6 protein-coding genes and 1 pseudogene are annotated in these 8238 nt (G+C 46.6%); 6 read left to right on the top strand and 1 reads right to left on the bottom strand.

The window, feature by feature from the left end:
* Positions 1 to 1003: 1003 nt before the first annotated feature.
* The 5 genes and pseudogenes from QUA57_RS27530 to QUA57_RS27550 all read left to right on the top strand — a co-directional run bounded on the left by QUA57_RS27530 (position 1004) and on the right by QUA57_RS27550 (position 6434).
* Positions 1004 to 1366 carry a transposase gene (locus QUA57_RS27530; protein ID WP_333064993.1) on the top strand — a complete coding sequence of 121 codons (363 nt, stop codon included), beginning with the start codon at positions 1004 to 1006 and terminating at the stop codon, positions 1364 to 1366.
* Positions 1367 to 1442: 76 nt separating this feature from the next.
* Positions 1443 to 2637: pseudogene (locus QUA57_RS27535) on the top strand (IS4 family transposase).
* Between the two features lie 652 nt (positions 2638 to 3289).
* Positions 3290 to 4495 carry a hypothetical protein gene (locus QUA57_RS27540; protein WP_333064992.1) on the top strand — a complete coding sequence of 402 codons (1206 nt, stop codon included), beginning with the start codon at positions 3290 to 3292 and terminating at the stop codon, positions 4493 to 4495.
* A gap of 120 nt (positions 4496 to 4615) precedes the next feature.
* The gene (locus QUA57_RS27545; RefSeq protein WP_333064991.1) at positions 4616 to 4906 is read left to right on the top strand and encodes a hypothetical protein; all 291 of its coding nucleotides are present in this window, start codon (positions 4616 to 4618) and stop codon (positions 4904 to 4906) included.
* Between the two features lie 55 nt (positions 4907 to 4961).
* Complete coding sequence (locus QUA57_RS27550) at positions 4962 to 6434, top strand: FAD-dependent monooxygenase (RefSeq protein WP_333064990.1); 1473 nt, start codon at positions 4962 to 4964, stop codon at positions 6432 to 6434.
* A gap of 327 nt (positions 6435 to 6761) precedes the next feature.
* Here QUA57_RS27550 and QUA57_RS27555 read toward each other — a convergent pair whose 3' ends face one another.
* A complete protein-coding gene (locus tag QUA57_RS27555) occupies positions 6762 to 7697 on the bottom strand; it encodes an NAD(P)-dependent oxidoreductase (RefSeq protein ID WP_333251490.1) in 936 nt (311 codons plus the stop codon).
* Between the two features lie 232 nt (positions 7698 to 7929).
* On the opposite strand from QUA57_RS27555, the gene QUA57_RS27560 reads away from it, so the two are divergent.
* Entirely contained in the window at positions 7930 to 8112 is a 183-nt protein-coding gene (locus QUA57_RS27560; protein ID WP_333251493.1) for a hypothetical protein, read from the top strand.
* The last annotated feature ends 126 nt before the right edge of the window (positions 8113 to 8238 follow it).

An 8238-nucleotide genomic window follows, 5' to 3' on the forward strand; every position in this document is an offset into this window, starting at 1 on the left:
TTTGGTTACAAGCTAAAAACTTTTTAAGAAAGTATTGGTATTTATGTAGGTCTTTTAAGATTGTCAAATTTTTGTTTAATTTTTTTACTGACGAACATAAATTTGATTTCCCCAAAATACGTCAATATACTTACACAGAGAAAATCATTTAGGATTGCTATATAGTAAAGTGGTCATTTGTGAAATTACTTTTACTTAGGGAACCTGATTAAAATTGGCAAACAATCCTTGGCATTAATAGGTACAGTTATTGCATTTTTGCTATCTATTTTTGCCGCTTGCTTCACAAGAAAGCAATAGCGAAATGAGCAAAATCCAGTTTTTCTGAGAAGCACCCAAAACGTTGTTGCCGATCGAGAAACAGTTTCTGCGATTTCCAACAAAGCAGCCAATCTATCTTGTCAGAATAAACCATAATTTCAGACTCAAGACTATTGTTTGTAGTTGAATAGGCCACCAATTTGTATTTCGCTGTTAAAACTTTTGAGGGTTATAATCCTCTGGGGGGGGTAACAACCAGCCTGAAACCCATACCTTTGTACGGATTGAGCCAATGTGTGCTAAAAAAAGATAGGCAGCATAATTGTTACACGCTTGCCTATCTCAAAAATAATGATACCAACATTCTACCTCATTCATTTAAAAAAACAACTAAGTTCAGCTCAATTTAAACTGATTGGAATCTTGCTACCCTTGATACAATCAGAAAAACAAGTGAGATTAGAACGGCTCTCGCGGGTATTTCCCTATCCAATTACAACAGAAAGTCGGCGTAGAAAACTACAAAGATTTCTCGATTTGCCTCACTTAACTATATCACTAATTTGGTTCCCATTAATTACTTATTGGTTGATTACTTATTGCCGTGTTGGTCAAACTTTATCAATTGCAATCGACCGCAGTCAATGGGGCCGCATTAATCTCTTTATGGTTAGCCTGATCTGGGAGCGAAGATCGATTCCATTATACTGGTCACTGTTGCCCAAATAGGGAAACAGTAACTTTGAGTCACTCTCCTACCAATCTACAGCCTGTTTTACCATTATTTTCAGAATATAAAGTAATCGTTTTAGGAGACCGTGAATTTGGTTCTGTAGATTTGGGAAACTGGCTAAGGGAAAAGGGTGTATCTTTTTGTTTAAGACTGAAAAAGAATCATTGTGTCGAAACGGAACATTTAGTTTGGCAACGGTTAGATGAATTAGGAATAGTACCAGGAACCTCTTTATATTTTCAAGGTAAAAGAGTGAATAAAACTCGACCTGCGACCGGATTTGATCTTGCTTGTAAGTGGAAAAGGAACTACGGGGGATGGAAGGTTGATGAAGCGTGGTTTATACCTTGGCGGGTGACAAGGCACCTCTAGTCTAAACAGGACAAAGGTTTGAGAGAATGGTAAGGCAAAAAAAATAAGGAGCCACACGGGCTCCCCAAAAAACAAAATGTTGCCACCATTATACCAAAAAATCCTGCGCACTCATCTCAATGAAAGCCAATACTTAACCTTACAACTGCTGTTGTTATTGCTTCAGGCTCATCGTCAGGTCAAGCTCTCCGTATTAGCCAGTGTCTTTCCTCAACCGATTCAATATCAAAGCCGGAAACGAAACTTACAACGCTTTTTAGTGTTGCCTCAGTTGTGCGTCAAACTGTTGTGGTTTCCCCTGATTAAATATTGGATTCGCCAAGAGCAAACCGGAAAGCGCTTAAACCGAGAACAACGTCGTTGTCTACGAAAACTCAAGCATCAAAAGTATGGCTATTGGATAGTTGCAATCGACCGAACACAGTGGAAAGGACACAATATATTTATGGTTAGTCTGGGGAACTCATGCTCTGCCGATATATTGGGAAGTCTTAAAGAAGTCAGGTAACAGTGACCTCAAGACTCAAAAACGACTTTTAGGTACCATCCTTCTTCTATTTAAAAACTATCCCGTCTAGGTCTTAGGCGATCCAGAGTTCCATAGCCCCAAACTCGCATCATGGCTTGATGACAAGGGCGTATTCTTTGCACTACGTCAGAAAAAGGACTTCCAATTTCAAGAGAATTTAGGTGAAGACTATCAAGTGCTCAAAAAGCTTGGTTTCAAACCGGGGATGTCCAATTTTTATCAGAATTTTTTGGGAAATAAAGGAGACGGTTTAGGACCATTTAATCTGGCTGTACATTGGCAACGAAAATATCGTAAACCAGGACCAAAAGAACCTTGGTATATTCTGACAAATCTCCCCAATCTGAAGCAGACTTTAGATGTTTATTGTTGTCGGTGGGGCATCGAACAGATGTTCAAAGATTACAAAACTGGTGGTTATAATCTAGAAGATACCAAGGTCAATGAAGCTCGCTTTTTAGCCTTAGTCTTGTTGATTGCGATTGCTTATAGTTTAGCGACGATTCACGGACAATGGCTCAAGAAATTAGGTGTAGAAATTTATGCTGGACGGAGCTCGGAACATCAAGACAAAACCCCACGACAAAGTGAATTTAGTCTGAGCCTCTATGGACAAAGGTGGATCTATGGGATGGAATTATGGAACGATTGGGTAATAAGTCTAATTGCACTCAAGCCCCATAAACGTCTCTATTTTCAGCGTGGCTTCTACGCGCTATCCCTCATGCAGCAAGCATTATAGGTGCGTTGTCACCCGTTAAGGGTTTATACTCACAGATTTAGGGTCATTGCCAGCAGCTATCAATGCTTATAAGCAGCGGATGGGTATTGAAGAAATGTTCCGAGACTGTAAAACAGGAGGCTACGATCTTGAAGGAACCAGCTTAAAAGGAGACCGACTTATTAACATGATTTTGCTCATGACACTTGCGTACAGCTCAGCAATATTTCAAGGCACGCTCACTCAAAAAAAAGCATGTACAAAAATATGTATCTCGTCGCAAAGAACCTAAAAAAAGATATCGAAGACGGAGTACATTTGGTGTTGGTTTAGATGGAGAAAAGTGGGTCAATTATCTCGAAAAATATTCTGACGAGGTAGAACAGTTAATGAAGTTAACTCCCAATAAACGCCGCTTTTATCAACAAGGTATGCGGGCCGTAACCCTTATACAGTCTATCTCGTAGACCTCTTTGTCACCCCCCAGATAATCCTAGCAGTTAAGTATTAACTGTTGCTGCTGCAAAAAAAATTATGAACACGTTTTCTCATCAAAATAGTTTTGGCTATACTAAGAAATGAAATCAGACTGAATGAAATATTTTTAAGGGTGATACCGCTATAATGGTGACATATAATTGTTTAGCTTTAATTTTAATCCCGAGGTCTTTTTATGGAAATTAAATTTTCAAGTATAACCTTTCCCGAGAAGGGTGATTTGGTCGCCGTGTCGGGCGACGAAGAAATACTTAATAACGACTTCACTAATACTCTTGCGGGCAAGGACTTAACCCTTAGTAATAGTATCAACAGCACTCCGACACGGATCAGCGGTTTCTACAACAGCGGGACGTTTACTACCGATGATAGTAACGGCTTAATCGTTGCTGCTGCAGACTACGGCGACTCAATTCCTGATACTTACGAGTACACGGTCAGCGGTATCCACAACACGGGTACGCTCAATACGGGTGAGGGAAACGACTTAATCGTTGGCGTCCGTTACAAACAAGGAAAATACAGGTCGAGCGATCGTGAGAGTAATGGCATTTTCAACGAAGGAGGCACCATTGATACGGGTGGTGGTGATGACATAATCACGGGCATTGCCCAGGGTTTTTTGAGCGTAGGAATCGAGCATAACTCAAACAACCCCAACTTGCAAAGCCCGATCATCATAAAGACTGGCAACGGTAACGACACGATCGCGGGTACTGGCGAATACATTGGCTTACGTTTTGGTTCCATCAATGGTTCCATCATTGATACTGGGGACGGGGATGACGCAATCACTGGCACTGGTGGGTATTCTGGCACGGTTCTCTACTCCTCTATTCTCAACACCGGCGAGGGTAACGACACAATCACTGGCCTTTCAACTCAGGGCGACGCCATTGCCAATTCCTCCACCATCAATACTGGAAATGGCAACGATATAATCACTGGCACTAGCACTTACAGCGTCGCCATCTTCAATACCGGCACCATCAATACTGGCGACGGCGATGATATAATTCTTGGCATTAGGACTGATTTCCGCTTTGGCGCGACTATCGCCAACGAGGGTATTATTAATACTGGTAAGGGCGCGGACTCCATTATTACTGATAGCGGCTTTTCTAGCTTTGGCAGCATATTTTTAGGAAAAGGTACAGACTATATCAGGGGTTCTGGTTATGCTACTTTCTATGGCGGGAAGGATCGAGACTCACTGGAATTAACATCAGGCAGCTATACCGTTGAAATATTGGGGGCAACGGTGGATTTTAGAAGTAGTAATGGCACAATGAAAACTTCTGAGTTTGAAGAACTCATAGCTGGTAGCACAACGTATGACTTTACGAGTTTAACCAACGGTCAAACAATTGTTGTCGCTTAGCAGTGTATTTGAGAAGTATGGGGCAGCTAGCTAACAAAAAAGTTTTGCTGTTCTTAAAGACCCTTTATTCTTTACTGGTAACGCTTTTATCCATCTTTTGAAAGAATGGGAGCTTTGGCTATGAGGAGTAGATTGCGTTTATTTGTTTATGCTTTGGGGTCAAAGACACCCCCGTTTCCCTTTACTAAAATTCATCTTCACTTTGAAAAATTAGTTAAGTTAATTCACTCTAAATCCGGTCTGACGTTGAAGCTTTCAATGCTTTCAGAAAGTCCCAGCTTACAACTGAAGTACGATCGACAATTACTTTCAATCTGCCCCGGTACGAGGGGATGCCCGACTTGGGGTCGCGAAGCCTTTGGGCGTCGGGTTGATGCGCGGTCTGAATTGCCGCTGCGGGAGGCTGAATAGGAGCCACCATAATAGTATGACTTTACTATTATGGTGGCTATGAAGGAGGAGCGCGGTGGTTGTGAACGAATATGCGGTGGTCATCTGCGGAGGCGGTCCGACTGGGCTGATGTTGGCAGGCGAGCTGGCTTTGGCTGGCGTCAATGTTGCCATTGTTGAGCGGCGCGCCAGCCAGGATCTAGTCGGCTTGCGCGCGGGCGGTCTGCACTCACGCACGATCGAGGTTCTCGATCAGCGCGGAATCGCCGATCGGTTCGTCTCACAGGGACAGGTATTTCAGGTCGTGAGCTTCCACATGACACCATTGGATATCAGCGACTTTCCCACCCGGCACAACTACCTCCTCCAGTTGTGGCAGAAGCACATTGAACGCATCCTGGCTGAGTGGGTCGGCGAACTGGGGGCGACGAGCTATCGCGGACGTGAGGTGACGGGGTTCGTGCAGGACGACACCGGCGTCGATGTCTCACTCTCCGATGGTCAGTCACTTCGGGCGGAGTATCTCGTCGGGTGCGATGGCGGTCGCAGCCTGATTCGCAAGGCAGCCGGCATTGAGTTCCCTGGGTGGGATGCGACGACGAGCTGGCTGATCGCCGAGATCGAGATAGCGCAGGAGCCTCCCTGGGGGCTTCACCGGGATGCGATCGGCATCCATGCAATCGCTAAGGCAGAGAATGGCGCGTCGGCTCGGGTCGTGCTGACCGAAGAGCAGTTGCGACTCGACAGCCAACCCACCCTGCGCGATGTCAGCGAGGCGCTCCTCGCCGTCTACGGAACCGATTACGGAATCCACAGCCCCACCTGGATATCGAGGTTCACCGACATGACACGGCAGGCGGCGGCGTATCGCGACCGACGGGTGTTGCTCGCGGGCGACGCCGCGCACGTGCATCCTCCGATGGGCGGACAGGGGCTCAACATCGGAGTGCAGGATGCGGTGAACCTGGGATGGAAGCTGGCTCAGGTGGTCAAGCGGACATCATCAGAAAACCTTCTCGATACCTATCACGCCGAGCGCCACCCGATCGCTGCCCGCGTATTGCAGAACACTATGGCGCAGGTCGCACTTCGTCGCACGGATGACCGCACCAAGGCTTTGGGCAACACCGTTTCCGAGCTCTTGAGTCTGGACGAGCCTCGCCGACGAGTCGTCGCGGAGATGTCCGGTCTGGGCATTCATTACGACCTTGGCGAAGGACACCCACTGCTCGGACGCCGTATGCCCGATTTAGACCTGGCAACCCCCAACGGTCAGCTTCGGGTATTTGCCTTGCTGCACGATGCCCGACCCGTGCTACTCAACTTCGGTGAACCCGGCTGCTTCGACATCGCTCCCTGGGAAGATCGGGTACGGTCAATCGACGCCGAATACGCTGGTATATGGGAGCTTCCGGCACTCGGGGTGGTTTCTGCTCCCACCGCCGTATTGATTCGGCCAGACGGATATGTGCCCTGGGTGGGAGACGAAACCCAATTGGGTCTTGCCGACGCGCTAACCACCTGGTTCGGACCACCTGCTGCGACGTAGCGAACCGGCGTTTGTTACTAATCCAGAAGTAGACCATGCGGGTCATCGTTTTGGGGAAATTACCGAACAATTCGGGGATGGTGAATTGATACAGTACAAGCGCGTTACCTTTAACCTGAGTGCTCTTCCGGGTCACTTGCCTACGCTGTGGGGGCGGCGCAGCATGGTACTGGCTGGCTTTGGTCGCCCCGTCGCCTCTTTGGTATCCCCCATGGATAGTTGCAAGCTACCTTGACCCTCCTCAATCAAACTGATTGTATTCTTGACCGATCGCATCTAAACACCAAAACTCAGCTAGCGCCATCACCACAGACAGTTTCAGGAGTTTCAGGATTTCCAGGCGGTGTCAACCACCCATTCCAACGGTCGCGGCTGAAAATTCAGTTCGCGTTTTGCCTTGGCATTCGATACACCTCGCATCTGAGTACCGTAGTAAACAGCATTCGCACCGCCTTCCATTTGCAAAGCATCCTCAACCGATATCTGTGGCGGTGGTGGAGCATTCAGCCATTGAGCAAACGCAGGGAGCCATTCGCGCACGGCTAAAGGTCGATCGTTAGCAATCAGATAAATACCGGGATTGCCTTGCTCTGCTGCTGCAACGGTAGCGATCGCCGCATCCTCAACGTGCAACCACGACCATACGCCCTCACCATTTCCCACGATCGGGAACTGTTGCTGCCGCACCTGTTGGGCAACATCACCATCGGAATTGAACCAGGTGCCGGGTCCGTAGAAGAAACCGTAGCGTAAGGCAATTCCTTCGAGATTGGATGTTTCCAATAAACGGTGTTCAGTCTCAGTGACGAGGCGAGCATCTGCGGCAACGGCGGGGGAGGCATCAAGCGATAACGGTGTTTCCTCATCTGCCAATCCAGTACCGGGAATTCCCCAGAAGGCCATCGACTGTTTCAGAAAACGGCGCACCCCTGCTGCCTTTGCTGCCGCCAGTACATTAGCTCCTCCCTCTGACCGAATCCGCGCATTCAGAGCGGCTGTCGCATTCATGGATTCGCGAGTGTAAGTTCTGGGTAGAGCGGTGAGTTGTTCAATCACCACCTCGGGTTGAGCGCGAATGACAGCCGCTTTAAGTGACTCGAAATCGAATACATCCGCGATCGCCGGTTCGATTCCCTGTGCCGCTAAGGACTGTGCTCTTTCTTGGGTGCGGGTCAGCGCGACAACATTGTGTCCTCTGGCAAGTAATTGGTCGAGCGTTGGGCGACCGATCGCTCCTGTTCCCCCGGCAACAAAAATCTTCATCTATCAACCTCGTGTTGAAGTATGGAAATATTTTGGCTTATTGAAGTGTTCGATCATCGATTAAAGGTGCAATGACTGCGATGTTGTTGACCAACTCATCCTGATTTTGTGGAAAATAGCGATCCCATTATACTGGTGCTTGCTGCCTAAATTAGGCAGTAGTAATTTATCAGAATAAACCATAGCTCTAGAACAAGTCCTACCATTACTGAAAGAATATAAAGTTATTGTCTTGGGTGATCGTGAATTTTGTTCGGTAGGCTTGGCCAACTGGCTCAAGACAAAGGGTATATCCTTTTGCTTGAAGTTGAAAAAAAAATCATTGTCTGGAAACGGAAAATTTAATCGGGCGATGTTTAGACTCATTAGGAGTAGTACCGGGAACTTCGTTATATTTTTGCATAAGAGAGGGTGAGAACAACTCAACCAGTAGTTGGGTTTGATATCGCGTCTAAATGGAAACGTATAGTCATTTCAAATAAATGTGAGACAGAGGTAAGATCATGATAAAATCGATAAAAATAGTTAATTAGAAAAAAAT

Origin of the sequence: Microcoleus sp. Pol7_B2 (genome assembly GCF_036701035.1) — a bacterium.
In the GTDB taxonomy this organism is placed as follows: domain Bacteria; phylum Cyanobacteriota; class Cyanobacteriia; order Cyanobacteriales; family Microcoleaceae; genus Microcoleus.